The organism is Parvimonas micra (genome assembly GCF_037482165.1).
Lineage (GTDB): Bacteria > Bacillota > Clostridia > Tissierellales > Peptoniphilaceae > Parvimonas.
Window position 1 is genome coordinate 207,632 of sequence record NZ_CP148048.1, and the last position, 25,501, is coordinate 233,132.

Sequence of the window (25,501 nt, forward strand, 5' to 3'; positions counted from 1 at the left end):
ATGATTAGAAAGTTACTAGTTGCTAATCGTGGTGAGATAGCAGTAAGAATAATAAGAACTTGCAAAGAAATGGGCATAACATCTGTTGCAGTTTATTCAGTTGGAGATAAGGACGCACTACATGTTAATTTGGCAGATGAAGCAATATGTATAGGTCCTGATAATCCTTTACAATCATATCTTAATATGAATAATATTATTCAAGCTGCTTGTAGTAGCGGATGTGATGCAATTCATCCTGGATTTGGATTTTTAAGTGAGAACCCTAAATTTGCAAAATTAGTTGAAGAATGTGGTTTAATTTTTGTAGGGCCTAATCATGAATTGATAAGTATGTTAGGGGATAAAAATGAAGCCAGATTACAAATGGAAAATATTGGAGTTCCAGTTATTCCTGGAACTAAAAATGTCATTGAAAATGTTGACGAAGGACTTTTAGAAGCAGAAAAAATTGGCTATCCAGTTATCATCAAAGCCTCTAGTGGTGGTGGAGGTAAAGGAATGAGAATAGTTTGGGATAGTTCAGATTTTACTGAAAATTTTAATACCGCAAAATCTGAGGCAAAAATTAGTTTTAATGATGATAGAGTTTATATTGAAAAATATATTGAATTACCAAAACATATTGAAGTACAAATTTTAGGGGATATGTTTGGAAATATAATTCATCTATATGAACGTGATTGTTCAATGCAAAGGAAAAATCAAAAAATTTTGGAAGAGGCGCCTTGTCATGTTCTTGATAAAAAAATTCGAGAAAAGTTGATTACAGACGCTGTTAAAATTTGTAAGCATTTAAAATATTATTCAGCTGGAACTATTGAGTTTTTAGTTGATAAGTCAGGCAATTATTATTTTATGGAAATGAACACCAGAATTCAAGTAGAACATCCTATTACAGAGATGATTACGGGAGTTGATATAGTAAGGCAACAAATACGTGTTGCATCAGGATTAAAGCTAAATATCAAGCAAAAGGATATAAAAATCAAAGGATATTCTATTGAATGTAGGATAACTGCTGAAGATACTAAGAATAATTTTGCACCTTCTCCAGGTAAGATTGAATTTTTGAATTTACCTTGTGGGAATGGAGTTCGTATTGAAACTGCAGTTTATAATGGTTATACAATTCCACCTTTTTATGATTCTATGATTATGAAGGTGATAGCTTATGCTCCTACAAGATTAGCTTGCATTAAGAAGATGAGAGTTGCTCTTGAGGAATTATTTGTTGATGGAATAAGTACAAATATAGAGTTTCAATATTTGTTATTACACAGTCCAAATTTTATTAATGGGAGATATGATACTGGATATGTTGCAAAATATATAAAGGAGTTAAGTGAAAATGCAGAATATATTTAATACTAGAAAAAATAAAATAAGTAAACTTAAAATTTATAGAAAAAATAATACTACATTTTTACCAAAGGAAATTCCTGATGATCTTTTCAAAGCTTGTCCAAATTGTAATGAGAATATCACTAATGAAGAGTGGGAGTCCAATTTATATGTTTGTAGTAAATGTGGACATCATTTGAGAATAGGTGCACCAGAGAGAATTAGAGAGCTTTGTGATATTAACTCCTTTGATGAATTTGATGCTGAAATTACTACCTTTAATGAAGAAAATTTTTATCAATATGATGAAAAGCTTGAAAAAGCTAAAGCAAATAGCGGAATAAATGAGGCTGTGGTTTGTGGAATTGGAGAAATTTCAGGAAAAAAAGTCGTTATTTGTGCTATGGATAGTAATTTTATGATGGGAAGCATGGGAAAAGTTGTAGGAGAAAAGATTACACGTTCAATTGAATATGCGACATTAAAAAAATTACCTTTAATCATAGCAACTGCAAGTGGTGGTGCCAGAATGCAAGAGGGAATTATTTCTTTAATGCAAATGGCAAAGACGAGTTCGGCTTTGAAAAAACATAATGATAAAGGCTTATTATATATAACTATTTTAACAGATCCAACTACAGGAGGAGTGAGTGCCAGTTTTGCAATGCTAGGAGATATAATTATTGCGGAACCCAATGCTCTTATCGGATTTGCAGGAAAGAGAGTTATTGAAAAAACTATAAATGAAAGTTTGCCTGAAGAGTTTCAAAGAAGTGAATTTTTATTAAAAAAAGGCTTTGTAGATTTTATAGTAAGTAGAAATAAATTAAAAGATACAATACATAAACTTTTAATTTTACATGGAGTAAAGTAATGGAATATAAAGATTATGAACTATTAATAAGGGATCTTATAGATAAAAAGAATAATGCAATAGATGAAAAAGAAAAAGAAATTATAAGAAATAAAATAAGAAAAATCTGTTATGAAGCAAATCAAAATTTAACTTCATGGGATAGAGTTTGTATTGCAAGAAATAAATCACATCCTAAAGCAGAAGATTATATAAAAAGATTATTTTCAAATTTCATTGAATTGCATGGAGATCGCTATTATGGAGATGATAAGGCTATAATATCAGGAATCGGAATATTTCATGACATTCCAGTTACTATAATAGCACAAGCAAAGGGAAAGACTACAGAAGAAAATATTGAAAGAAACTTTGGAATGAGTAATCCAGAAGGATATCGCAAAGCGATTAGACTTGCAAAACAGGCTGAAAAATTTAACAGACCAATAATAACTTTTGTTGATACTGCCGGAGCTTATCCCGGAAAAGACGCCGAAGAAAGAGGGCAAGCAGAGGCAATTGCTAAATGTCTATATGAATTTTCAACAATTGAAACACCTATAATCTGTGTTGTAATTGGAGAAGGTGGAAGTGGTGGAGCTCTTGCTTTAAGTATTGGAGATAGCATTATAATGCTTGAAAATTCAATTTATTCGATTTTATCACCTGAAGGCTTTTCATCAATTTTATGGAAAGATGAAACGAAATGCAAAGAAGCTAGTGAAATGATGAAACTTACAGCTTCAGACCTTAAAGATAAAAATATAGTTGATGAAATAATAAGAGAACCTTTTGGTGGAGCACAAAATAATTTTTCCGAAGTGATAAAACTTTTAGATGAATGTATCTATAAAAAAATCAAAGAATTGAGAAAAGTTAGTAAAAGTAGTTTACTTTCTAATAGATATAAAAAATATAGGAATATTGGAGTTTATTAATGAAAATTTTAGGTTTTGGGAAAGCTGTTCCTAGAAAAATTGTTACAAATGATGATCTTTCAAAATTTGTAGAAACAAGTGATGAGTGGATTTTTCAGAGAACAGGAATAAGAGAACGTAGAATTTCTGATGAAAACACAAGTGAATTGGCATATAGATCAGCTGTTGATGCGATAAAAAATTCAAATATTGATAAAAATGAAATCGACCTAATTGTTTGCGCAACAATGACTCCTGATAATTTTACTCCATCAGTAGCATGTATGGTACAAGAAAAGTTAGGACTTGGGGATAATGTTACTGCATTTGATGTAAATGCTGCATGTACAGGTTTTGTATATGCCTTAAAAATTGTAGCTTCTATGCTTAATACATATCATAAAAAAGCATTAATAATAGGCTGTGAAACACTTAGTAAAATAATAAATTTTGAAGATAGAAATACATGTGTTTTGTTTGGAGATGGAGCCGGAGCAATTGTTGTAGAAAAAGACGAGAAAAATGAGGAATTTTACACTTGTAGTTTAGGAAATGACAAAGATCTCATTGCTGAAAATGTAGAAATGAATTTTGAAATGAAAAACAAAGTTCTTAAATCTGGCTTTTTAAAGATGGATGGTAAAGAAGTATTTAAATTTGCTATAAATGTTGTAGAAAAATCTATAAATAAAATTTTAGATATGAATAATTTAAGAATTGAAGATATTAATTTGATTATTCCACATCAAGCAAATCAGAGAATAATAAATAATGTTGCTAAAAAATTTAATATAAGTAATGATAAGTTTTTTGTTAATTTAGAAAAATACGGCAATACAAGTGCTGCAAGTATCCCAATGGCTCTTTGTGAAGCCTTTGAATCAAAAAAAATTACAAAAGGAGATAAAGTAATTTTAGTTGGCTTTGGTGGAGGATTGACTTGGGGTTCTACAATTATTGAAATATAGGAGAATATAATGATAAATGAAATATTAGGAATAAAATATCCGATTTTTCAAGGTGCGATGGCAAATATTTCAACTGCAGAGTTTGCAGCAGATGTTAGTAATTCAGGTGCTCTTGGGATTATCGGAACGGGTGCAATGGATGCCAAAATGGTAAGGGAATCTATAAAAAAATGTAAAGAACTTACGGTCAAACCTTTTGGGGTTAATGTAATGCTTATGAATCCTTATTGTGATGAAATAATTGAGGTTATTTTAGAAGAAAAAGTTGCAGTTGTTACAACAGGAGCTGGGAATCCTGGTGTTTATGTTGAAAAATTAAAAGCACAAGGAATAAAAGTTATTCCAGTTGTCCCAAGTGTTGCTCTTGCAAGGAGAATGGAAAGTGTCGGTGTTGATGCAGTTATAGTAGAGGGAACTGAATCTGGAGGGCATGTTGGAGAACTTTCAACTATGGCTCTTGTTCCACAGGTAGTAGATGCGATAAATATTCCAGTAATTGCCGCAGGAGGAATTGCAGATGGTAGAGGTTTTAATGCTGCTATAAGTTTGGGAGCGATTGGTGTTCAAGTTGGAACTTGCTTATTAGTTGCTAAAGAATGTCCAATACATCAAAATTACAAAAATGCTGTAATTAAAGCAAAAGATATAGACACAGTTGTTACTGGTCGTACTATAAATACACCGGTTAGAATTTTAAAAAATGATATGAGTAGAAAATTTTTACAATTAGAAAAAGAAATTTCATCAAGGGAAGAATTAGAAAAACTGACTTTAGGTTCTTTAAAAAGAGCCGTGGTTGAAGGCGATGTTAAAAATGGTTCAGTTATGCTTGGTCAAATTTCAGGTATGATAAAAGAAGAAAAAACATTGAAAGAAATTTTTGAAAATATTATGCAAGAAAGTAAAGTAGAATTTGAAAGATTAAAAAATTTAATAGGGGGAGATAATGCTTAATTCTATTAAATTAAAAGATAAAATTTTAGAAGTACCGATTATTCAAGGAGGTATGGGAGTTGGAATTTCCTTATCAAATTTAGTTGGTAATGTTATGAAAGAAAATTGTATGGGAGTTTTAAGTTTTGCCCATCCAGGCTATAATCGTAGTACTTTTATAACAAAAACTTCTGAAGATAATTTTATTGCAATGAAAGAAGAGGTTGATAAGGCTAGAAAGATTTCTGAAGGAAAAGGACTACTTGGAGTTAATATAATGGTTGCTACTTCTCAATATGCACTTTATGTTAAAGAAGCCGTAAGACTCGGAGTTGACGCTATAATTTCAGGGGCAGGTCTTCCTCTTAATTTGCCTGAATTGACTAAAGGAAGTGATGTTCTTATTGCGCCTATAGTTTCAAGTGCAAAGGCTTTAAATCTTATCATTAGAAGATGGGATCAACATCATAATAAAATTCCTGATTTTGTTGTTATTGAGGGAAGTGAAGCCGGAGGACATCTCGGATTTAAAAAAGATGATGTTTTAAATGATAGTTGTGAGAGCATAGATGAAATTTTGGAACAATGTTTGAAATTAGTTGTTGATTATGAAGAAAAATATAGTCAAAAAATTCCTATTTTTGTAGCTGGTGGAATTTTTACAGGAAAAGATATAGCAAAATATGTTAAACAAGGGGCAAGTGGAGTTCAAATCGGAACTAGATTTATTGCAACAGAAGAATGCGATGCTAACGAAAAATACAAAGAGATGTTTGTAAAAGCTAAAAGAGAAGATATCATTATAGTTAAAAGTCCAGCAGGGTTTCCCGGAAGAGCTATAAGAAATAAATTTACAGAAAGATTGGATAAAGAGGGAAGAATTCCAGTAAGATACTGTGTTGATTGTATTTTACCATGTAATCCTAAAAATACAGTTTATTGTATAACAGATGCTCTAATTAGAGCGGTCAAAGGTGATGTGGAAAACGGATTAATATTTTCAGGAACTAATGCTTATAGAATAGATAAGATAACAACTGTTAAAGAATTAATTTCGGAATTGGTTTCTGAAGCGAATAATGAATTGAGGTGATTATATGAAGATAGCATTTTTATTTGCTGGTCAAGGGGCTCAATATGTAGGAATGGGACAAGAATTGTCAAATAGTTCGGCATTTAAAGGAGTATTTGAATATCTACCTTCAAATCTACAAAAGATTTGTTTTGAAGGTCCTGCAGAAGACTTAAATAATACTTTAAATGCCCAACCTTGTATAGTAGCAGTTTCTTTAGGAATAGCAAAAGTTTTAAAAAGTAAAGGTGTTGACTGTGAATATGCAGCGGGCTTAAGTTTAGGAGAATATACAGCTTTAGCCTATAGTGAAGCAATTTCCGTTAAAGATGTTTTAGAGCTTGTAAAGAAACGTAGTGAGATTATGTCTAATGCTGTGCCTAAAAATACAGGAATGGCTGCAATATTTAATTGTGAGGCAGAAATAATTGAAAATGTAATAAAAGATATAGAAAATTTAGAAATTGCAAATTACAATAGTCCTAAACAAATAGTAATTACTGGCAGTATGAATAGTATTGACGAAGCCATTTTGAAATTAAAGGATTTGGGATATAAGTCAAAAAAATTAAATGTAAGTGGTGCTTTTCATTCAAGTTATCTAAAAAATGCAAGTGAAGAATTATTTTCCATATTAAAAGATGTTGAATTTAAAGAACCTAATAAAAAAATAGTTTTTAATACAGTTGGAAAGATAAGCGATGAGGATGTTAAAATCCTTTTGAAAAATCAAATAAAATCTAGTGTAAAATTCATGCAAAGCATTGAATTTATGATTGAAAATGGAGTAGATACTTTTATTGAAATAGGCCCTGGAAAAGTTTTAAGCGGATTGGTAAAACAAATTAATTCAGAAGTAAATATTTATCCAGTAGAAAGTCTTGAATCCATTGGAAAGGTGGTTGATTTATTAAATGAATAAAGTTGCATTGATTACAGGGGGAAGTGGAGGAATAGGCAGAGCTATTTCAATTAAACTTGCCCAAGAGGGATATGATGTAGTTATAAACTACAATTCCGACTATGAAAAAGCAGTAGAAGTAAAAAAGATTTGTGAAGAATATAATGTTAAAGTTATGTTATATAAATGTAATATTTCAAAATTTGAAGAAGTTGAAATTATGTTTAAAGAAGTTGTAAAAGAAATGGGAAGAGTTGATGTTTTAGTCAATAATTCAGGAATTACAAGAGATACATTGATTTTAAGAATGAGTGAAGAAGATTTTGACAAAGTAATAGATGTAAATTTAAAGGGCTGTTTTAATTGTATAAAAAATGTTTCAAGAATTATGATGAAACAAAAATCTGGTGTTATTGTAAATATTTCAAGTGTAGTTGGACTTTCCGGAAATATCGGACAGGTTAATTATGCTGCAAGTAAAGCAGGAATTTTAGGAATTACAAAATCTGTTGCAAGAGAATTGGTTTCTTTAAATGTAAGATGTAATGCAATAGCTCCAGGTTTTATAGAAACAGAAATGACAGATAAACTTTCCGAAAATGTAAAAGAAGGAATATTAAAATCAATTCCTATGAATAAGATGGGAAGCCCTGATGACGTTGCAAATTTAGTTAAATTTTTAGTTAGTGATGAATCAAAATATATAACTGGTCAAGTAATCAATGTTGACGGTGGAATGATAATGTAGGTGTGATATGAAAAGAAGAGTTGTTATAAGTGGATTGGGAGTTGTTTCTCCAATTGGAAATGATAAGGAAGAACTTTGGAATTCCATAGAAAATGGAAAGTGTGGAATTGATGAGATTACTTTTTTTGATACGAGCGAACACAAGGTAAAACTTGCAGCAGAAGTTAAAGATTTAGATTTTGAAAAGTATTATAATAAACGTGATTTAAAATTTAATGATCGTTTTGTAAAATTTGCAAGAATTGCTACTAAACAGGCTTATGAAGATTCAAATCTTCAAGATTTTGATAGAGACAGAATGGGAGTAATTTTAGCAAGTGGAATAGGTGGAATAGAAACTATTTCAAATTGTGAAAATGTATTGAAAGAAAAAGGGCCAAGTAGAGTATCACCATATTTTATTCCTATGGCGTTGATTAATATTGCAGCAGGAACAGTTGCGATAGATTTAGATGCGAGAGGATATTGTAGTAGTGTTGTTACGGCTTGTGCAGCTGCTACAAATGCAATAGGTGAGGGATTTTTGAAAATTAGAGATGGATATTTAGATATTGTTGTCGCCGGAGGAAGTGAAGCTTCAATTACTCCGCTTGCTGTAGCTGGATTTGCCAGTATGAGAGCTTTAAGTGAAAGTACAGATAAAAATAGAGCGAGTATTCCTTTTGATAAAGAAAGAAATGGGTTTGTAATGGGAGAAGGAAGTGCGGTATTAATTCTTGAAGAATTGGAACATGCCTTAAAACGTAATGCAAAAATTTATGCTGAAGTTGTGGGATATGGAAATTCTTGTGATGCTAATCATATTACAGCCCCCTTAAGTGATGGTAGTGGAGCGGGAAAAGCGATGCTAAATGCGATTAATGATGCAGGGTTAGAGCCAAAAGATATTGAATATATCAATGCTCATGGAACGAGTACTCCTCTAAATGATAAGTCAGAAACTTTAGCAATAAAATACGCTTTTGGAGAAAAATATAAAGATGTGCTTGTTAGTTCGACAAAATCTGCAACAGGACATTTGCTTGGCGCAAGTGGAGCCGTTGAAGCATTAATTACAACTTTAGCATTAAAAAATTCTTACATTCCAGCAACATTGAATACAAATGAAATTGATGAAGAATGTGATTTGAATATCGTAAAAAATAAAGGATTAGAAAAAAATATAAAATATGCAATGAGTAACTCTTTAGGTTTTGGTGGGCATAATGCCAGTTTAATCTTGAAAAAATGGGAGGACTAGTATGGTTTATAATTCAAATGAAATTCAAGAAATAATACCACATAGATATCCATTTTTGTTAGTTGATAGAATTGATTATATAAGTGAAGATAAAACTGAAATAATTGGGACAAAATGTGTAAGTGCAAATGAAATGCAATTTATGGGACATTTCCCGAATAAACATGTTATGCCGGGTGTTTTAATTGTCGAAGCTTTGGCTCAAACGGGCTGTGTTCTATTACTTAGCAAAGAAGAAAATAAAAATAAAATTGGATATTTTGCAGGAATTAATAAAATGAGATTTAAACAAATGGTTCTACCGGGAGATGTACTGACTTTAAAGGTAAAACTTATGAATAATAAAGCGAATATTTATATTGCAGAAGTTTGTGCAACAGTTGAAAACAAGATTGTTTGTAGTGGAGAAATAATCTGTTCGGTTGGAAATTAAAAAACTGATATAAGTATAAGTTATCTTATACTTATATCAGAACTGATTAATTTGATGATTTTTTCTTGTTCTTGGACAATTAGAGAGCCACTATCGTCAATATCTATTGCCTTTGCATAGAATTGTTTATCATTTTGAATTACTTTAATATCTTTTCCAAGAACATAGGAATTTTCTTTATAAAGGTCTATATAATTTGCTTTTTCTATAAAATATAAATCAAAAAAGTTTATTATTTCTGAAATTAAAGCATTTCTTGAAATTTTAAAATTTATATTATTTTCAATAGATGTTGCGATATTTTTTAAACTTGGAGGAAATTCAAATTCTTTTACATTTATTCCTATTCCAACAATCATATTATCAATTATGTTGGTACTTAGGTTTATTTGACTTTCACAAAGAATTCCTCCAACTTTTAAATCATTTAAAATTATATCATTGACCCATTTTAGTTTTACATCTAAATTGCAGATAGACTTTATTGCAGATAGAATGGCAACACTCGTTAAAATTGTGATTTTTAAAGATTCTTCGATTAAACAATTTGGATTAATTAAAATGGACATATATATTCCTACATCTTTATTTGACATAAATTGTCTATTATTTTTTCCATAACCATTAGTTTGTTCATTACTTATTACAATAGTACCATAGTTTTTTTCATTTATCTTTGATTTTAAATATTTGTTAGTTGAATCGATACTATCGAAAATTTCAATATTATGTTTATGCTTTAGATTGTTTTGAATTTCTTGTATATTTAAGTTATTTTTTAAAGTTTTCATATGCTAATTATATATAAATTTTATTAAAAATACAACTATATTGATTTTCTATATTGACTAAAGTAAAATACTATTATATACTTTTAATATAAATTGGGAGGTTAAGAATGGCTGAATGTAAAACTAGACAGACATTAAATGAATTATTGGTTGATTTATTTAATTTTATACTGTATATACAAGAAAAATATATGAAAGAAAAAGGTGTGCCTTTGACAATGTATGAAGTTCATTTACTTGAAAATGTTTCAAAAATTGAAAATAATACAATAGGTAATATTGCTGATGCTATGTTAGTTACAAAGGGAACTCTTTCAGTTAATGCTAGTAGACTTATAAAAAAGGGATATCTAACAAAATATGTAGATAAGGATGATAGAAGAGTTGTTAGAGTTGAAATAACTGATAAGGCTAGAGATATTTTAAAAATTCATGATGAATTCCACGAAAATTTAATAGATAGAGCATTAGAGGACTTAAATTTATCAGATAATGAAGTTTTAAATAAAAGTTTTGAATCTATTTTGAATTATTTTAAAACGGAATATAAAAAAATGACTCAAAAAACTGATGAATCTAAAGTTAATAAACAAAAATTTAAAAAGATTAAGAAAATAAATATGACTAAAAAGAAGTTAAAATATTCTGATTAGGCTGTGAATATAGGGCTGATTTAAAGCGGCCTTTTTTTGTTTTTTTAATTAAAATATGTTAAAATTATACTTGATAATTAATATTTTAGATAGGAGATTTTTATGGTTAGTAAGGAAGAAGTAAAGAAAATTTATTATCTTGCAAACTTGAATGTAAAAGAAGAAGAACTCGATTCCATTGCTAAAAAGTTTGACGATGTTCTTGTTTTTGCCAATGAAATTATGGAACTTGATACTTCAGATTGTGAAGCACTAGAAATTGTTGTTGAACATAACAGTCCTTTGAGAGAAGATGTTGTTGAAGAAAGTATTTCAAGGGAAGATGCACTTTTGAATGCAAGTGATAAAGAGTATGGATATTTTAGATTACAAAGGGTTGTGAAATAATGGATATTTTAAGTATAAGAGAAGATTTTATCAGTGGTAAGGTGGATTTGATTTCATTTTATACTGATGTTATAAAGAGAATTGAAGATAAAAAAGAGTTGAATATTTTTCTTGATTTTTCTAAAGAAAAAATTATGGAAAGAGTTGAATTTTTAAATAATAAATTAAAAAATAAAGAAAAATTGGGCTCTCTTTTTGGAGTTTCAGTTTCCGTTAAAGATAATATTTTAGTTAAAGGATATAAAAATACTTGCGGTTCAAAAATTTTGGAAAATTATTATCCGATTTTTAATGCTACAATTATTGATAGACTTTTGGAAGAAGACGCTGTTATTCTAGGAAAAGTTAATATGGATGAATTTGCAATGGGTGGTTCAGGTGAGACTTCTTATTTTGGAGCAACAAAAAATCCTCTTGACGAAAGTTTAATTCCTGGCGGTTCATCTTCAGGTTCTGCAAGTAGTGTAAGTGCAGATTTAGCTATGATTAGTTTAGGATCAGATACAGGTGGTTCTGTTAGAAATCCTGCATCTTTTTGTGCTTGTGTAGGATATAAACCTACTTATGGGATGATTTCAAGATATGGAGTTGTTTCTATGGCAAGTAGTTTAGATCAAGTAGGAATTTTATCAACTGACGTTAAATCAATTCTGCCTGTTTTAAATACAATTGGCGGGTTGGATAAAATGGATGCAGTTACAATGAGAGATGCTTTAGATATTAAGGAAGATAAAGATTTTTCTTTAAAGGATATTAAAATTGCAATAGTTTCTAATATCGAAAGCTATGAAATTGATGAAATTATTTTAAAAGATTATAAAAAGGCGATTGAAAATTTAAAAAATCAAGGAGTTATAATTGAAGAAGTAGATTTTAAATATATTAAACATTCTACAAATGTGTATAATGTTGTTATGAGTTCTGAAGTTTCAAGTAATATGTCAAGATTTGACGGTATCAGATATGGATATAGAACTGAAAATTATGACTCAACAAGAGAACTTTTTACAAATACTAGAAGTGAGGGTTTTGGAGAAGAAGTTCAAAGAAGAATTGCAATGGGAACTTTCTATCTTGCAAGCTCAAATAATCAAATTCTTTATAAAAAAGGCTTGGAAGTTAGAGATTTGATAAGTAAAGAGGTAAATAAAGTTCTTTCAAAATATGATTTTATTTTAACTCCTACAACAACTTGTCTGCCAAGCAAGATTGGAGCTGAAAAGGATAATGCTTTAAAATCTTATGCTGGTGATACTTTTAATGTACCTGTGAATTTTGCAGGGCTTCCAGCTATTTCAATTCCTTTAAATCTTAAAAAAATTGGTGGAAGTGTTCAATTTATAGGTAAGAGATTTGATGATGAAAGACTATTAAATCTTGCAATGAATTTTGAAAGGGGGCTTTAATATGAGTTTAAAAACAATAATAGGACTTGAAATTCACGTTGAGTTACAAACTGATACAAAAATGTTCTGTGGTTGTAAAAATGAATATGGTTGTCCTCCAAATACTAATGTTTGTCCTATTTGTTTAGGTCATCCGGGAACTCTTCCAAGAATAAATAAAAGAGCGATTGAATATGCAATAATGGCAGGGAATGCTTTTAATTGTGAAATTTCTATGGATATGAAAATGGATAGAAAAAAATATTTTTATCCAGATTTAGTTAAGGGATATCAAATAACTCAAGAGAGAACTCCTATCTGTAAAAATGGATATATAGAAATTGATACTGAAAATGGAGTGAAGAAACTTAGACTACAAAGAATTCATATTGAAGAAGATACAGGAAAGTCAATTCATAATGAAAACGGACATACTCTAATGGACTACAATAGAGCTGGAGTTCCACTAATTGAAATTGTATCTGAGCCTGACATGAACAGTCCTGAAGAGGCTATTGCCTTTTTGACAAATTTAAAAGAAACTATAAAATATCTTGGAATTTCAGATGTTAAAATGGAAGAAGGCTCACTTCGTTGTGATGTAAACTTAAATGTTGTTGATGAAGAAAGTGGATTTAAGACAAAAATTACTGAAATTAAAAATCTAAATTCATTTAAGGCTGCACTTCGTGCTATGGAATATGAACAAAAAAGACATATAGAAAATGTTAAAAATAATATTGTCGGAGAAAAAGAGACAAGACGTTGGGATGAATCAAAACTTGAAACTATAATTATGCGTCATAAAGAAGAGGGAAATGATTATAGATTTAGTGTTGAGCCTGATATTCCTTATATCAAGCTTGAAAAAGACTTTGTTGAAGCTATCAAGGAAAAAATGCCAGAGCTTCCAAAGAATAAGAAAAATAGATTTTTAAATGAATACAAACTTTCAGAATATGATGCAAATGTATTAACTCAAAATAAATATTTATCTGAATATTTTGAAAGAGTAGTTAAAAAAGTTGATGATGCAACTCTTGTTTCAAACTGGTTGCTTTCTGATGTTTTAAGAAGAGTTAAAGATTTAGAAATTGAATTTGAAGAAATTCCTCTAAATATTGAATCTTTTGCAAGTCTTTTAAAATTGGTTAAAGAAAATAAGATAAATGCAAATGTCGGAAAAAAGCTTCTTAGAGAATTATTTGAAGAAGGAGATTTTGATCCGCTAAAAGTTGTTGAAGAAAGAGGATTAATTCAAATTTCAGATGACAGCGCATTGATTGAAATAGTTGAAGAAGTTCTTAAGAATAATCCATCTTCAATTGAAGACTATAAAAATGGAAAAGACAGAGCATTAGGATTTTTGATGGGACAATGTATGAAGGCTTCAAAAGGTAAAGGAAATCCACAAAAATTCAATGAATTGATTTTAGAAAGGTTAGTTTAATGAAAAAGGTAGCACTATCTACGGATAACAAGAATAAAGTCAAGGAAATGCTTGCGATTTTAAGTAAATATAATTTTGAAATAGTAACTAAAAGCGAATTGGGTGTAAATGAAGAATTTGAAGAAATTTATGATACACTTGAAGAGAATTCAAAACTAAAAGCTGAAAAACTAAGAGAATATTGTTCCTTTGCCGTTTTAGCAGACGATACAGGACTTTTTGTAAATGCTTTAAATGGAGAACCTGGAGTGCTATCTGCAAGATATGCAGGAGAACATGGAAATAGCGAAGCAAATAGAGAGAAGCTTTTAAGAAATCTTGAAGGAAAATTCGATAGAAGCGCATATTTTAAAACAGTAATTGTCTTTGTTGATGAAAACGGAAAAGAATTTATAGCAAAGGGAATTTTAAAAGGAACTATTTCAGAAGTTGAAAGAGGAGAAAATGGCTTTGGGTATGACAAGATTTTTATTCCTGAAAATATGGAAAAGACTTTGGCTGAAATCAGTGCGGAAGAAAAAAATAAATTTAGTCATAGAAAAAGAGCATTAGAAGATTTAAAAAATATTTTAGGTGATAGATATGATAGTAGCAGTTGTTAGTGATACTCATGGAATTGTACTTCCTGTTGCATACAGTTTACAAAGAAATAAGGTTGATATAGTTCTTCATCTTGGAGATGATGCAGAAGATGCAAGAAAAATAGAACAGATAACTGGAATGGAGATTTATGCAGTTTCAGGAAATTGTGATAAAAATTCAAAAGATATTCCGGAAGAATTAGTTTTAGAAATTAGAAGAAAAAAATTCTTTTTAACTCATGGGCATAAATATAATGTTAACAATGGAATTGATAAAATAGTTGAAAAAGCAAAAGAAGTTGGGGCGGATTATGCTCTTTTCGGACATACTCATGTTCATTTAAGAGAAAGAGTTGATGGAATAACAGTTTTAAATCCTGGTAGTACGACAATGCCAAGACAAGGAGACACAAAGGGATATTATATCGTAAACTTGATTGAAAAAAGTGTAAATAGAATAAATTTAAAATAATCGGCTTTATAACCGACCATTTGGTCGGTTCTTTAGCTGATTTTTTCTATGGAGGAATATATGAAAGTAAGAAAAATAGGAATTGTAAGTTTATCCAGCGGAGTATTGGGAGAAGATTTTGTTGCTCATGAAATTAAAATTGGAATTGAAAGGCTAAAAGAATATGGAATTGAAGTTGAATTTTTACCTAATTCAAAAAAGGGTATTGAATTTATAAAAAATAACCCAGAAGCAAGGGCGAAAGATTTAATAAAAGCTTTTAAAGATGATTCAATAGATATGATATTATGTGCGATAGGTGGAGATGATACTTATAGATTATTGCCTTATTTGTTTGAAAATAACGAATTAGAAAAAGTAGCAAAACAAAAGATATTTTTAGGCTTTTCAGATACTACAATTAATCATTTAATGCTCAATAAAGTAGGAATAAAAACATTTTATGGACAGGCATTTTTACCCGATGTTTGTGAATTGTCAAATGAAATGCTGCAATATTCAAAGCATTTTTTTGAAGAATTGATTAATAACGGGAAAATTAAAGAAATATATCCTAGTGATGTTTGGTACAATGAGAGGGAAGACTTTAGTGAAAAGTCTATTGGAATTTCAATGGAAGCACATCCAAATAAAGGTTTTGAACTATTAAGAGGAAAAGCAAAATTTAAAGGTCAAATATTGGGAGGATGTATAAATACTATATTTGATATTTTTGATAACACAAGACATGAAGATTCGGTATATCTATGTAAAAAACATGAATTATTTCCAAGTTTAGACGAGTGGGAAAATAAAATATTGCTTCTTGAAACTAGCGAAGAAAGGCCTAAACCTGAGCTATTTAGAAAGATGGTTCTTAAACTTCAAGAATATGGAATATTTGATGTTATTTCAGGTTTAATTATAGGAAAACCACAAAACGAAGAATATTATGAAGAGTATAAACAAATTCTTCTTGATGAAATAAAAAATCAAGATATGTCAATTGTATATAATATAAATATTGGACATAGTACTCCAAGATGTATTATTCCTTTTGGAGTAAATGCAAAAGTTGATGTCGAAAGGCAAATTATAGAATTTGAAGAATAAAGATATGGAAAAAAGTATTGAAAAGAAAAGAGATAGAGAGAAAAAAGTAATAACTGAAATGGTGAAATTGTATTGTAAAAAGAATCATAAAAATCAAGAACTTTGTGATGAATGTAGGGAGATTTTAGATTATTCTTTAAAAAGAATTGATAATTGTAAATATATGGAGACAAAAACTTTTTGTTCAAATTGTAAAAATCCATGTTATAGTCCAAAAATGAAAGAAAAAATAAAACAAATTATGAAATTTTCAGGACCTAGAATTTTATTTCATCATCCATTATTAGTTATTTCTCATATGTTAAGTAGATCAAAAAAATAGAGATTTTATATCGTAATATATAAAAAATTTTTATGCTGAAAAAGAAAATGAAATTCTGTCGTAAAACTTATCGTTTTTCTTGAAATTTGAGCATTTATTTAACATATTTCTTTTATAATTATCATTGACTTTAATTGATTTTTATAATATATTTAATCTAGTAAATTAAAGCGAAGTTTTTTATAAATTAGGAAAATTTTTTATAAAAAAAGTGCTTGAAAAAATGAAAAAAAAAGTTTATAATAATCTTACGATTAAAATGGGGGAGATTTTTTTTGTTTTTGAAAATGTCGTTACTTTATTTTAACGTAATAGAAAACTTAGTGTTTTAAATTACATAAATTTTATACATTTATTATGAAAATGTTATTTTGTAAATTTTAATTTAAAATTCTATTTAAAATTAGGAGGTGATGAAATGACTACTGATGCTATAAACAGAGTTAAAGAGGCAGAACTGGAAGCAAAATCTTTAGTTGATGCAGCTAAACTTGAAGCTACGAATCTGAAAAAAACTTCAGGAAAAGAATGTACTGAGATTTCTGATAAAGTTATAAGTGAAGCGAATAAAAAAGCTGATGAAATCAAATTCGGATTAATCAATGAAGGTGAAATGTTGGCAAAACCTGTTATTGAAAAAGCTAAAAGAGAAGTTGAGCATATTAAATCTGTTGACGATAAAAAGTTAGAATCTGTGGTTAATTCAATAGTAGAGAGGATTGTGAGTGTAAATGGCAATAGTTAAGATGAAGAAATTCACTTTATTTGCTTTTGAAGCCGAAAGAAAGCGATTGTTAGAAGAACTTCAAAGATTTGGTTATGTAAACTTTTCAAAATCTGACTCTATTGAACAATTTGATTATCTTAAAGATGTGGAAGTATCTACTATAGATAATAATTATATTGAAGAATCCACAAGAATTAAATGGATGATTGATTATGTAGGGAGATTTGTCGAAAAGGAAAAAGGTTTATCCGCTTTGAAAAAAGGTCCCGTTGTTTATACATTTAGTGAACTTGAAAAAGAAGCTAGTTCTTATGATTACATTCCAGATTTTAATATTTTGAGTGAAATAAGTAAAAAGGTAGATTCAAATAATCAAAGATTAACAGCTATAGATAATACAATCAAAGAATTATCACCATGGAAATCTATTAAAGAACCTATTGACGACTTAAATTCATTTAAAAAATCAAAATTCATTATGGGATATTTACCGACTAAGAATCTTGAAAAATTTAAGACATCTACTGTAGATTTGAAATTTACTTATTTTGAAGAAGTAGATATAGTAGGAAAAAATTCATATTGTATTATCTTCACTAATGAGTTAGAAAAAGAAATGGCTCTTGAAAACTTAAGATTAAATGGTTTTTCTGAGGTTAATCTTGATTTTAAAGGCGTTGTTTCTGAAGAGATTGAAAAGTTGGAAGCTGAGAAGAAAGTATTAGAAGATGATAATTCTAAGTTGACTGAGGAAATTAAAAAATTTACTGTTAATATTCAAAAGATGCAAAGTGTTTATGAGTATTATCAAAATTTAGCCCTTAGGAATACAGTTGTTTCTAATTTTAAAGCTACGGATAAGCTAGACATTATTCAAGGCTATATACCTGCAGATAAAGAAGCAAATTTTAAAGCTTTACTTGAAAAAGTTTCTGCATCAAAGATATATTTGGAAATTGAAGATGCAAAAAAGGATGATCCTAATGTTCCTATTATCCTAAAGAATAATAAGATAGCATCGCTTTTTGAATCAGTTACAAATATGTATGCTCTTCCAAAGTATGATGAAGTAGATCCAACATTTATATTATCAATATTTTATTGGATTTTCTTCGGAATGATGGTTGCAGACTTTGCTTATGGATTAATTTTATGTATAGGCTCAGGAATAGCTTTAAAAGTATTCAAATTTAAAGATTCAACAAAAAAATTCTTAAAATTCTTCTTTGCACTTAGTTTTTCAACTATGATATGGGGATTGATTTACGGATCAGCTTTCGGAGATTTGATAACTTTACCAACTCAAATACTGGACTCATCAAAAGATTTTATGAAAGTTTTGATGTTGTCTTTAGCATTTGGTGGAGTACATTTAGCTTTTGGCTTAGGAATGAAAGCTTATGTTTTAATAAAGAACGGAAAGCCTATGGATGCATTCTACGATGTATTCCTTTGGTACTTAACTTTAACAACTGTTATTTTAGTTATTGTTGGTAAGGTAGTAACTTTGCCAAGTATTGTAAATACAATAGCATTTTATGGAATGATAGTTGGTATGTTAGGAATCATAGCTTTTGGAGCTAGAGATTCAAAAAGTATCGCTGGAAGAATTGCTGGTGGATTGTATTCACTTTATGGAATAACATCTTATATAGGAGATTTTGTTTCATACCTTAGACTTATGGCTCTTGGACTTGCAGGTGGGTTTATTGCAGTAGCAATCAATATAATTGTAAAAATGCTTGTAAGTGGAGGAATTGTAGGAATAATTTTCGGAGTAATAATTTTTATATTTGCTCAAATGTTTAATATATTCTTAAGTTTCTTATCAGCTTATGTTCATACTTCAAGACTTATGTATGTAGAATTCTTTAGTAAATTCTATGAAGGTGGCGGAAAAGCATTTAAGAAATTTAGAAGTGATAACAAATATATAGAAGTAAAATAATTCTAAAATAAAAAATAAAAAAACAAACGAAAAGGAGATTTTGTAATGAAAGATTTTATGGCTGTATTAGCACAAAATGGTGGAGTTGTATTTGGTATATTAGGAGCAGCACTTGCTGTATTATTAGCAGGAATTGGCTCTGCAAGAGGTGTTCAAATGGCAGGGGAAGCTGCTGCTGGATTAGTTATTGATGAACCTGAAAAATTTGGTAAAGCAATGGTATTACAATTATTACCAGGTACACAAGGTCTTTACGGATTCGTAATTGGTCTTTTCATAATGTTCAAATTAAGAGTTGATATGAGCTTAGTTGAAGGTTTATATTATGTTATGGTTTCTCTACCTGTTGGTATCGTAGGATTAAAATCAGCTTACTATCAAGCAAGAGTTGCCGTTGCTGGTATTAATATCTTAGCTAAAAACGAAGAACATCAAACTAAAGGTATTATCCTTGCAGTAATGGTTGAAACTTATGCTATCTTAGCATTTGCAATGTCATTCTTATTACTTTCAAGCATTTCATTCAGTTAATAAGCATTAAATAATTTAAAAAGGATGTGATTGAATGTCTAATTTGGACAATATTATAGATGAAATCCTTCAAGATGCTAAAAATGAATCTAAAAAAATAGTAGAAAATGCTAAAAGTGAAGTTGCGGATCTTGTTGGAAAAACAGAAAGTGAAGCTCAAAAAGATGCTGATAAGATCATTGAAAAAGCAAAAGTAGAGGGCGCACAATCAAAAGATAGAATAATTTCAAACTCAAGTTTAACAGCAAGAGATATGATTTTAGTTGCAAAACAAGAAATGATAAATAAAGTTTTTGAACTAACTAAAGAAAAATTAAAAACATTAAATCATGAAGATTATTTAAAATTTGTTGAAAATTCACTAAAGACTTTAGATGTTAAAGAAGATAGTGAAATTATTCTTACTGAAAGTGAAAAGAAACTTGCAGGAGAAAAACTATTTGGAATTAAAGTAGCAGATGAAACTGTTGAAAGTGGATTTTCATTAAAGAATGGAAAAATAATATTAAATAATGAATTTTCAAGTCTAATAGATTTACAAAAGGAAGACTTAGAGAAAGAAGTAGCAATTAGATTATTTAGTTAATAGGAGGTGTATTATGGATAGAGAAGATTTTATCCAATCAAGTGTTAGAATTCGTTATGCTGAGAAAAAACTCCTTACTAAACAACAACTTCAAAGGCTGGCGGATGCAAAAAGTCTTGAAGATGCTATTAAGCTACTTAATGAAACTTCTTATTCAAGCGAAATTTCTAAGTTGGATAGACCTGAAAATTATGAAGAAGTTTTATCCGATGTTTTAAACAAAACATACAGAGATGTTATGGAAATTTCTTCTGATAAGTCTTTGGTTGAGATACTTTCTTGCAAATATAATTATCATAATCTAAAAGTTTTGGTAAAAGAACATATTTTAAAAGAAAAGTTTGACTCAATGTATTGTATGTTAGATGAAAGTGGTATTGAAACATTCAGAGAATTAGCCTTAAAAAATGATGAGGGATTGTCAAAAGATTTTAAGGAATGTTTAGAATTTTATGATAAAACAAAAGACCCTCAAGATATTGACATTTTTATAGATAAAAAGTACTTTGAAAAAGTTTTGAGCTTAGCTGAAGAATTTAAACTTGATATGATTTCTGAATATTTTAGAGCAATGATTGATTTTATTAATCTGAGAACTTTTATAAGATGTAGAAAACAAAATCAAGTAAAAGAAACTTTGGAAAAAGTTTTAATAAAAGGTGGAGATATCGAAACTGAAAGGATTTTAGATATGTTCTACGATGATATAGAAGTTTTACCAATTAAGCTTAAGTCATATAAGATTGGTAGAGTTCTAGCAAAAATAGTAGATGAATATAGAAATACTAGTTCTCTTAATAGTTTTGAAAAAAATATGGATGATTATTTAATTGAAATAGTAAGAAAAACTAAATCAATCCACTATGGAGCTGAAGTTATTTTTAGTTTTCTTTTTGCTAAAGAATTGGAAATTAAAAATTTAAGACTTATTTTAGTAGGAAAAGTCAATGGTTTATCTCCTGAATTTATAAAGGAAAGGTTGCGTGAAGTTTATGTATAAAATAGCTGTAATTGGCGATAAGGATTCTGTTCTTGCCTTTAGAGCTCTTGGAGTTCATGTTTTTACTGCAATCGAAGGCAATGATGCCAGAAGAATTATTGACAAACTAGCAAAAGAAGGATATGGGATTATTTATATTACTGAGCAATTGGCAAAAGATATTCCCGAAACTATTCAAAGATATAACAATGAAGTTATTCCAGCAGTAATTTTAATACCTAGCAACAGGGGTAGTTTGAATATAGGCTTAGAAAATATCAACAAGAATGTTGAAAAAGCTGTTGGATCAAATATATTATAGAAAGCGAGGGCTTATATTGAAAGTCGGTAAAGTTATTAAAGTCTCTGGACCTCTTGTAGTAGCAGAAGGAATGGAAGACGCGAACGTATATGATGTTGTTGAAGTTTCTGATAATAAGCTCATTGGAGAAATTATAGAAATGAGAGGTGATAGAGCCTCAATTCAAGTTTATGAAGAAACTACAGGTATTGGACCTGGAGATGATGTTTATTCAACAGGTAGTCCACTTTCTATTGAACTTGGACCTGGAATGTTAGAACAAATGTTTGACGGTATACAAAGACCTCTTGAAGCTTTACAAGCGAAAGCAGGAGATTTCCTTTTAAGAGGAGTAAGTGTATCACCTTTAGATAGAGAAAAAAGATGGGATTTCGTTCCAACAGTAAATGTTGGTGATGAAGTTTCAGAAGGAAATATAATCGGAACAGTTCAAGAAACAACAGTTGTTTCACATAAGATTATGGTTCCTCCAGCTGTAAGTGGTAAAATTGTCGAAATTTTACCTGGTTATCATACAGTTGATGAAATAATTTGTAAAATAGAAACTGATGATGGAATTAAAGAATTAAATATGATTCAAAAATGGCCAGTACGTCGTGGCCGTCCATATTCAAGAAAATTGGATCCAATTAGACCACTTGTAACAGGTCAAAGAATCATTGATACATTTTTTCCAGTTGCAAAAGGGGGAGCTGCAGCAATTCCAGGACCTTTTGGTTCAGGAAAAACAGTAGTTCAACACCAACTTGCTAAATGGGCAGATGCAGAAATTGTAGTTTATGTAGGTTGTGGAGAACGTGGAAACGAAATGACAGACGTTCTTATGGAATTCCCTGAAATTTTAGACCCTAAGACTGGTCAATCACTTATGAAAAGAACAGTTCTTATAGCTAATACTTCAAATATGCCTGTTGCTGCTCGTGAAGCTTCAATCTATACAGGTATTACTATTGGGGAATACTTTAGAGACATGGGATATTCAGTTGCACTTATGGCTGACTCAACTTCTCGTTGGGCAGAAGCACTTCGTGAAATGTCTGGTCGTCTTGAAGAAATGCCTGGTGATGAAGGATATCCAGCATATCTTGCATCCAGAGTTGCAGACTTCTATGAAAGAGCTGGTTATGTAAAATGTCTAGGTGAAGATAGAGAAGGTGCTTTAACAGTAATTGGTGCAGTTTCTCCTCCGGGTGGAGATATTTCTGAACCAGTTTCACAAGCTACTCTTAGAATTGTAAAAGTATTCTGGGGACTTGACTATGCATTATCTTATAGAAGACATTTTCCTGCTATTAACTGGTTGAATTCTTATTCATTATATCAAGATAAGATGGATAAGTTTATGGATGAAAGTATTGATAGAAAATTCTCTGCACATAGAATACAATCAATGGCACTTTTACAAGAAGAATCAAATTTGCAAGAAGTTGTTCGTCTTGTAGGTAGAGATTCACTTTCAGAAACGGATCAATTAAAGCTAGAAGTTGCTAAGTCTTTAAGAGAAGACTTCTTACAACAAAATGCTTTCCACGAAGTTGATACTTATTGTTCTCTTCCAAAACAATTCAAAATGTTAAATCTTATTTTAGGTTTCTATGATGAAGCAAAAAAAGCTTTAGATGCAGGAGTATATCTTGATGAAATTTTGAAGATTGAATCTCGTGAAGGAATAACAAGAAGTAAAAATATTTCTGAAAATGAATTGGAAAAGTTTGATGAATTATTCGAAACAGTTAAAGCTGATATAGAAAAATTAATAAGCGAAGGAGGTAACTCTAATGCTTAAAGAGTATAAGACAGTAAAAGAAGTAGTAGGACCTTTGATGGTTGTTGAAGGTGTTGAAGGTGTTAAATACGAAGAATTAGTTGAAGTTAGAGTTCAAAACGGAGAAAAGAGAAGAGGGAAAGTTCTTGAAATTGATGGCGATAAGGCAATGGTTCAATTGTTTGAAGGTTCAGCAGGAATTAACTTAAGAGATACATCTTGTAGATTTTTAGGTCATCCTCTTGAACTTGGAGTTTCTGAAGATATGATAGGAAGAATTTTCGACGGCCTTGGTAATCCTATTGATAAGGGACCAAAGATTATTCCTGAAATGAAGATTGATATTAACGGATCTCCAATCAATCCTGTATCAAGAGATTATCCTTCAGAATTTATTCAAACAGGTATTTCTACAATAGATGGACTTAATACATTAGTTAGAGGACAAAAATTACCTATATTCTCAGGTTCAGGGCTTCCACATAACAATGTAGCTGCACAAATTGCCAGACAAGCAAAAGTACTTGGTAGTGGAGAAAAATTTGCCGTAGTATTTGGAGCAATGGGAATTACTTTTGAAGAAGCTCAATTCTTTATTGATGACTTTACAAAAACTGGTGCGATAGATAGAGCAGTATTATTTATGAATTTAGCAAATGACCCTGCAATCGAAAGAATTGCAACACCTCGTATGGCTCTTACTTGTGCTGAATATTTAGCATTTGAAAAGGGAATGCATGTTTTGGTAATCTTAACTGACCTTACAAATTATGCGGAAGCACTTCGTGAAGTATCTGCAGCCAGAAAAGAAGTTCCGGGACGTCGTGGCTATCCGGGATATCTATATACTGACCTTTCAACAATTTATGAAAGAGCAGGAAGACTTAAAGGTAGACCTGGTTCAATTACACAAATTCCTATTTTAACAATGCCGGAAGATGACATCACCCATCCAATACCTGACCTTACAGGATATATAACAGAAGGACAAATTATTCTTTCAAGGGAATTATATAAACAAGGTATTCAACCTCCAATTTTTGTAATTCCTTCATTATCAAGACTTAAGGATAAAGGTATCGGTAAAGGAAAGACAAGAGAAGATCATGCAGATACAATGAACCAAATCTATGCTGGTTATGCATCAGGTAGAGAGGCTCGTGAATTGGCAGTAATCTTGGGTGAATCAGCATTGTCAGAAGCAGATAAAGCTTTTGCAAAATTCGCAGACGCTTTTGATAAGAAATATGTTGACCAAGGATATGATACTAACAGAACGATAGAAGAAACTTTAAACTTAGGTTGGGAATTATTAAGTATAGTTCCAAGAACAGAACTTAAGAGAATTAGAGAGGAATATATTGATAAATATTTAGGAAAGACAGAATAAAGGGGAGATATAGATGGCAAAGCTAAATGTAAATCCTACACGTATGGCTCTTTCTAATCTCAAAGGAAGACTTGTAACTGCTAAAAGAGGTCATAAACTTCTTAAAGATAAACAAGATGAACTTATGAGAAGATTTATTGAAATGATTAGAAAAAACAAAAAACTTCGTCTTGAAGTTGAAGAAGAACTCTCAAACTCATTTAAATCTTTTCTTTTAGCGAGTGCTGTTATGAGTCCTGAATTTTTGGAACAAGCTGTGGCGTTTCCAAAAGAACAGGTATCCGTTGCCATTGAAACAAAAAATGTAATGAGTGTAAATATTCCTAAAATGAAATTTGACAGAACAGAATCAAGTGGAGCAATATTCCCTTATGGTTATGCTCAAACTTCTTCTGAACTTGACGATGCGATTTTAGAATTACATTCAGTAATGGATAAGCTATTAGAACTTGCAGAAGTTGAAAAAGCTTGTCAATTAATGGCAGATGAAATTGAAAAGACTCGTAGAAGGGTAAATGCTCTTGAGTATAGAACAATTCCTGATTTGGAAGAAACAATTAAATTCATTAGAATGAAATTAGATGAAAATGAAAGGGCTACTATTACAAGACTTATGAAAGTTAAGGATATAATAGCTAAACAAGTATAAAAAAGGCTGTTGCAAATTGCAACAGCTTTTTTAGTATCCATTTTATACAATTACTTGCAAAA

At 30.0% G+C, this 25,501-nt stretch carries 28 protein-coding genes; 27 read left to right on the forward strand and 1 reads right to left on the reverse strand.

The genetic code is table 11. From position 1 onward, the window contains the following. Genes accC through fabZ form a run of 10 tightly spaced genes read left to right on the forward strand, consistent with a single transcriptional unit; the run spans window position 1 to window position 9,409 of the window. Window positions 1-1,368, forward strand: coding sequence for an acetyl-CoA carboxylase biotin carboxylase subunit (gene accC / locus WFJ11_RS01025; protein ID WP_338817499.1), 1,368 nt, complete (start codon window positions 1-3; stop codon window positions 1,366-1,368). Further along, complete coding sequence (gene accD / locus WFJ11_RS01030) at window positions 1,352-2,218, forward strand: acetyl-CoA carboxylase, carboxyltransferase subunit beta (protein WP_004832778.1); 867 nt, start codon at window positions 1,352-1,354, stop codon at window positions 2,216-2,218. Before accC ends, accD begins: the two co-directional genes overlap by 17 nt. Further along, on the forward strand, window positions 2,218-3,135 hold the full coding sequence (locus WFJ11_RS01035) for an acetyl-CoA carboxylase carboxyltransferase subunit alpha (protein WP_269752710.1): 918 nt from the start codon (window positions 2,218-2,220) through the stop codon (window positions 3,133-3,135). Before accD ends, WFJ11_RS01035 begins: the two co-directional genes overlap by 1 nt. Beyond that, window positions 3,135-4,082, forward strand: a complete 948-nt coding sequence (locus tag WFJ11_RS01040; protein WP_269752711.1) for a beta-ketoacyl-ACP synthase III — start codon at window positions 3,135-3,137, stop codon at window positions 4,080-4,082. Before WFJ11_RS01035 ends, WFJ11_RS01040 begins: the two co-directional genes overlap by 1 nt. 9 nt (window positions 4,083-4,091) lie before the next feature. After that, window positions 4,092-5,036: a DUF561 domain-containing protein gene (locus WFJ11_RS01045; RefSeq protein ID WP_313961242.1), complete on the forward strand. Its 945-nt coding sequence runs from the start codon at window positions 4,092-4,094 to the stop codon at window positions 5,034-5,036. Then, window positions 5,029-6,108 carry an NAD(P)H-dependent flavin oxidoreductase gene (locus WFJ11_RS01050; RefSeq protein ID WP_313961241.1) on the forward strand — a complete coding sequence of 360 codons (1,080 nt, stop codon included), beginning with the start codon at window positions 5,029-5,031 and terminating at the stop codon, window positions 6,106-6,108. Before WFJ11_RS01045 ends, WFJ11_RS01050 begins: the two co-directional genes overlap by 8 nt. A 4-nt stretch (window positions 6,109-6,112) precedes the next feature. Beyond that, window positions 6,113-7,009 carry an ACP S-malonyltransferase gene (locus tag WFJ11_RS01055; protein ID WP_313961240.1) on the forward strand — a complete coding sequence of 299 codons (897 nt, stop codon included), beginning with the start codon at window positions 6,113-6,115 and terminating at the stop codon, window positions 7,007-7,009. Continuing rightward, window positions 7,002-7,736, forward strand: coding sequence for a 3-oxoacyl-[acyl-carrier-protein] reductase (gene fabG, locus WFJ11_RS01060; RefSeq protein ID WP_313961239.1), 735 nt, complete (start codon window positions 7,002-7,004; stop codon window positions 7,734-7,736). Before WFJ11_RS01055 ends, fabG begins: the two co-directional genes overlap by 8 nt. Before the next feature lie 7 nt (window positions 7,737-7,743). Further along, complete coding sequence (gene fabF, locus WFJ11_RS01065; protein ID WP_313961238.1) at window positions 7,744-8,976, forward strand: beta-ketoacyl-ACP synthase II; 1,233 nt, start codon at window positions 7,744-7,746, stop codon at window positions 8,974-8,976. Window position 8,977: 1 nt separating this feature from the next. Continuing rightward, entirely contained in the window at window positions 8,978-9,409 is a 432-nt protein-coding gene (gene fabZ / locus WFJ11_RS01070; RefSeq protein WP_293439301.1) for a 3-hydroxyacyl-ACP dehydratase FabZ, read from the forward strand. Window positions 9,410-9,429: 20 nt separating this feature from the next. Here fabZ and WFJ11_RS01075 read toward each other — a convergent pair whose 3' ends face one another. Further along, complete coding sequence (locus WFJ11_RS01075; protein ID WP_338817500.1) at window positions 9,430-10,200, reverse strand: biotin--[acetyl-CoA-carboxylase] ligase; 771 nt, start codon at window positions 10,198-10,200, stop codon at window positions 9,430-9,432. A 107-nt stretch (window positions 10,201-10,307) separates the two neighbouring features. On the opposite strand from WFJ11_RS01075, the gene WFJ11_RS01080 reads away from it, so the two are divergent. The 17 genes from WFJ11_RS01080 to WFJ11_RS01160 all read left to right on the forward strand — a co-directional run bounded on the left by WFJ11_RS01080 (window position 10,308) and on the right by WFJ11_RS01160 (window position 25,439). Further along, a complete protein-coding gene (locus WFJ11_RS01080) occupies window positions 10,308-10,853 on the forward strand; it encodes a MarR family winged helix-turn-helix transcriptional regulator (RefSeq protein ID WP_313961236.1) in 546 nt (181 codons plus the stop codon). A 102-nt stretch (window positions 10,854-10,955) separates the two neighbouring features. Beyond that, window positions 10,956-11,240 (forward strand): Asp-tRNA(Asn)/Glu-tRNA(Gln) amidotransferase subunit GatC, encoded by a 285-nt coding sequence (gene gatC / locus WFJ11_RS01085; protein WP_009354885.1) that lies wholly within the window; start codon window positions 10,956-10,958, stop codon window positions 11,238-11,240. Beyond that, window positions 11,240-12,646, forward strand: a complete 1,407-nt coding sequence (gene gatA / locus WFJ11_RS01090) for an Asp-tRNA(Asn)/Glu-tRNA(Gln) amidotransferase subunit GatA (protein ID WP_338817501.1) — start codon at window positions 11,240-11,242, stop codon at window positions 12,644-12,646. Before gatC ends, gatA begins: the two co-directional genes overlap by 1 nt. A gap of 1 nt (window position 12,647) precedes the next feature. Then, on the forward strand, window positions 12,648-14,075 hold the full coding sequence (gene gatB, locus WFJ11_RS01095) for an Asp-tRNA(Asn)/Glu-tRNA(Gln) amidotransferase subunit GatB (RefSeq protein ID WP_313961234.1): 1,428 nt from the start codon (window positions 12,648-12,650) through the stop codon (window positions 14,073-14,075). Then, the gene (gene rdgB, locus WFJ11_RS01100; RefSeq protein ID WP_313961233.1) at window positions 14,075-14,677 is read left to right on the forward strand and encodes an RdgB/HAM1 family non-canonical purine NTP pyrophosphatase; all 603 of its coding nucleotides are present in this window, start codon (window positions 14,075-14,077) and stop codon (window positions 14,675-14,677) included. The genes gatB and rdgB overlap by 1 nt, the downstream gene beginning before the upstream one ends. Further along, entirely contained in the window at window positions 14,658-15,128 is a 471-nt protein-coding gene (locus tag WFJ11_RS01105; protein WP_313961232.1) for a metallophosphoesterase family protein, read from the forward strand. The genes rdgB and WFJ11_RS01105 overlap by 20 nt, the downstream gene beginning before the upstream one ends. A gap of 60 nt (window positions 15,129-15,188) precedes the next feature. After that, window positions 15,189-16,220: a S66 peptidase family protein gene (locus WFJ11_RS01110; RefSeq protein ID WP_338817502.1), complete on the forward strand. Its 1,032-nt coding sequence runs from the start codon at window positions 15,189-15,191 to the stop codon at window positions 16,218-16,220. A gap of 4 nt (window positions 16,221-16,224) precedes the next feature. Beyond that, on the forward strand, window positions 16,225-16,542 hold the full coding sequence (locus WFJ11_RS01115) for a nitrous oxide-stimulated promoter family protein (RefSeq protein WP_338817503.1): 318 nt from the start codon (window positions 16,225-16,227) through the stop codon (window positions 16,540-16,542). A 418-nt stretch (window positions 16,543-16,960) separates the two neighbouring features. Further along, window positions 16,961-17,287, forward strand: a complete 327-nt coding sequence (locus tag WFJ11_RS01120) for a hypothetical protein (RefSeq protein ID WP_009355052.1) — start codon at window positions 16,961-16,963, stop codon at window positions 17,285-17,287. Further along, window positions 17,274-19,217, forward strand: a complete 1,944-nt coding sequence (locus WFJ11_RS01125) for a V-type ATP synthase subunit I (RefSeq protein ID WP_338817504.1) — start codon at window positions 17,274-17,276, stop codon at window positions 19,215-19,217. Before WFJ11_RS01120 ends, WFJ11_RS01125 begins: the two co-directional genes overlap by 14 nt. A 45-nt stretch (window positions 19,218-19,262) precedes the next feature. After that, window positions 19,263-19,748, forward strand: coding sequence for a V-type ATP synthase subunit K (locus WFJ11_RS01130; protein WP_009354363.1), 486 nt, complete (start codon window positions 19,263-19,265; stop codon window positions 19,746-19,748). A gap of 34 nt (window positions 19,749-19,782) precedes the next feature. After that, window positions 19,783-20,334 (forward strand): V-type ATP synthase subunit E, encoded by a 552-nt coding sequence (locus WFJ11_RS01135; RefSeq protein WP_338817505.1) that lies wholly within the window; start codon window positions 19,783-19,785, stop codon window positions 20,332-20,334. A 13-nt stretch (window positions 20,335-20,347) separates the two neighbouring features. Next, window positions 20,348-21,334, forward strand: a complete 987-nt coding sequence (locus WFJ11_RS01140) for a V-type ATP synthase subunit C (protein ID WP_338817506.1) — start codon at window positions 20,348-20,350, stop codon at window positions 21,332-21,334. Next, entirely contained in the window at window positions 21,327-21,635 is a 309-nt protein-coding gene (locus WFJ11_RS01145) for a V-type ATP synthase subunit F (RefSeq protein ID WP_004832801.1), read from the forward strand. Before WFJ11_RS01140 ends, WFJ11_RS01145 begins: the two co-directional genes overlap by 8 nt. Before the next feature lie 16 nt (window positions 21,636-21,651). Beyond that, window positions 21,652-23,421 carry a V-type ATP synthase subunit A gene (locus tag WFJ11_RS01150; protein ID WP_009354608.1) on the forward strand — a complete coding sequence of 590 codons (1,770 nt, stop codon included), beginning with the start codon at window positions 21,652-21,654 and terminating at the stop codon, window positions 23,419-23,421. After that, window positions 23,414-24,790 carry a V-type ATP synthase subunit B gene (locus tag WFJ11_RS01155; protein WP_041954576.1) on the forward strand — a complete coding sequence of 459 codons (1,377 nt, stop codon included), beginning with the start codon at window positions 23,414-23,416 and terminating at the stop codon, window positions 24,788-24,790. The genes WFJ11_RS01150 and WFJ11_RS01155 overlap by 8 nt, the downstream gene beginning before the upstream one ends. A 13-nt stretch (window positions 24,791-24,803) precedes the next feature. Beyond that, a complete protein-coding gene (locus WFJ11_RS01160; RefSeq protein WP_004832806.1) occupies window positions 24,804-25,439 on the forward strand; it encodes a V-type ATP synthase subunit D in 636 nt (211 codons plus the stop codon). Window positions 25,440-25,501: the final 62 nt, after the last annotated feature.

Coding starts and splice junctions, on each gene's coding strand:
- accC (WP_338817499.1), top strand. CDS start 1: ATGATTAGAAAGTTACTAGTTGCTAATCGTGGTGAGATAGCAGTAAGA.
- accD (WP_004832778.1), top strand. CDS start 1,352: ATGCAGAATATATTTAATACTAGAAAAAATAAAATAAGTAAACTTAAA.
- WFJ11_RS01035 (WP_269752710.1), top strand. CDS start 2,218: ATGGAATATAAAGATTATGAACTATTAATAAGGGATCTTATAGATAAA.
- WFJ11_RS01040 (WP_269752711.1), top strand. CDS start 3,135: ATGAAAATTTTAGGTTTTGGGAAAGCTGTTCCTAGAAAAATTGTTACA.
- WFJ11_RS01045 (WP_313961242.1), top strand. CDS start 4,092: ATGATAAATGAAATATTAGGAATAAAATATCCGATTTTTCAAGGTGCG.
- WFJ11_RS01050 (WP_313961241.1), top strand. CDS start 5,029: ATGCTTAATTCTATTAAATTAAAAGATAAAATTTTAGAAGTACCGATT.
- WFJ11_RS01055 (WP_313961240.1), top strand. CDS start 6,113: ATGAAGATAGCATTTTTATTTGCTGGTCAAGGGGCTCAATATGTAGGA.
- fabG (WP_313961239.1), top strand. CDS start 7,002: ATGAATAAAGTTGCATTGATTACAGGGGGAAGTGGAGGAATAGGCAGA.
- fabF (WP_313961238.1), top strand. CDS start 7,744: ATGAAAAGAAGAGTTGTTATAAGTGGATTGGGAGTTGTTTCTCCAATT.
- fabZ (WP_293439301.1), top strand. CDS start 8,978: ATGGTTTATAATTCAAATGAAATTCAAGAAATAATACCACATAGATAT.
- WFJ11_RS01075 (WP_338817500.1), bottom strand. CDS start 10,200: ATGAAAACTTTAAAAAATAACTTAAATATACAAGAAATTCAAAACAAT.
- WFJ11_RS01080 (WP_313961236.1), top strand. CDS start 10,308: ATGGCTGAATGTAAAACTAGACAGACATTAAATGAATTATTGGTTGAT.
- gatC (WP_009354885.1), top strand. CDS start 10,956: ATGGTTAGTAAGGAAGAAGTAAAGAAAATTTATTATCTTGCAAACTTG.
- gatA (WP_338817501.1), top strand. CDS start 11,240: ATGGATATTTTAAGTATAAGAGAAGATTTTATCAGTGGTAAGGTGGAT.
- gatB (WP_313961234.1), top strand. CDS start 12,648: ATGAGTTTAAAAACAATAATAGGACTTGAAATTCACGTTGAGTTACAA.
- rdgB (WP_313961233.1), top strand. CDS start 14,075: ATGAAAAAGGTAGCACTATCTACGGATAACAAGAATAAAGTCAAGGAA.
- WFJ11_RS01105 (WP_313961232.1), top strand. CDS start 14,658: ATGATAGTAGCAGTTGTTAGTGATACTCATGGAATTGTACTTCCTGTT.
- WFJ11_RS01110 (WP_338817502.1), top strand. CDS start 15,189: ATGAAAGTAAGAAAAATAGGAATTGTAAGTTTATCCAGCGGAGTATTG.
- WFJ11_RS01115 (WP_338817503.1), top strand. CDS start 16,225: ATGGAAAAAAGTATTGAAAAGAAAAGAGATAGAGAGAAAAAAGTAATA.
- WFJ11_RS01120 (WP_009355052.1), top strand. CDS start 16,961: ATGACTACTGATGCTATAAACAGAGTTAAAGAGGCAGAACTGGAAGCA.
- WFJ11_RS01125 (WP_338817504.1), top strand. CDS start 17,274: ATGGCAATAGTTAAGATGAAGAAATTCACTTTATTTGCTTTTGAAGCC.
- WFJ11_RS01130 (WP_009354363.1), top strand. CDS start 19,263: ATGAAAGATTTTATGGCTGTATTAGCACAAAATGGTGGAGTTGTATTT.
- WFJ11_RS01135 (WP_338817505.1), top strand. CDS start 19,783: ATGTCTAATTTGGACAATATTATAGATGAAATCCTTCAAGATGCTAAA.
- WFJ11_RS01140 (WP_338817506.1), top strand. CDS start 20,348: ATGGATAGAGAAGATTTTATCCAATCAAGTGTTAGAATTCGTTATGCT.
- WFJ11_RS01145 (WP_004832801.1), top strand. CDS start 21,327: ATGTATAAAATAGCTGTAATTGGCGATAAGGATTCTGTTCTTGCCTTT.
- WFJ11_RS01155 (WP_041954576.1), top strand. CDS start 23,414: ATGCTTAAAGAGTATAAGACAGTAAAAGAAGTAGTAGGACCTTTGATG.
- WFJ11_RS01160 (WP_004832806.1), top strand. CDS start 24,804: ATGGCAAAGCTAAATGTAAATCCTACACGTATGGCTCTTTCTAATCTC.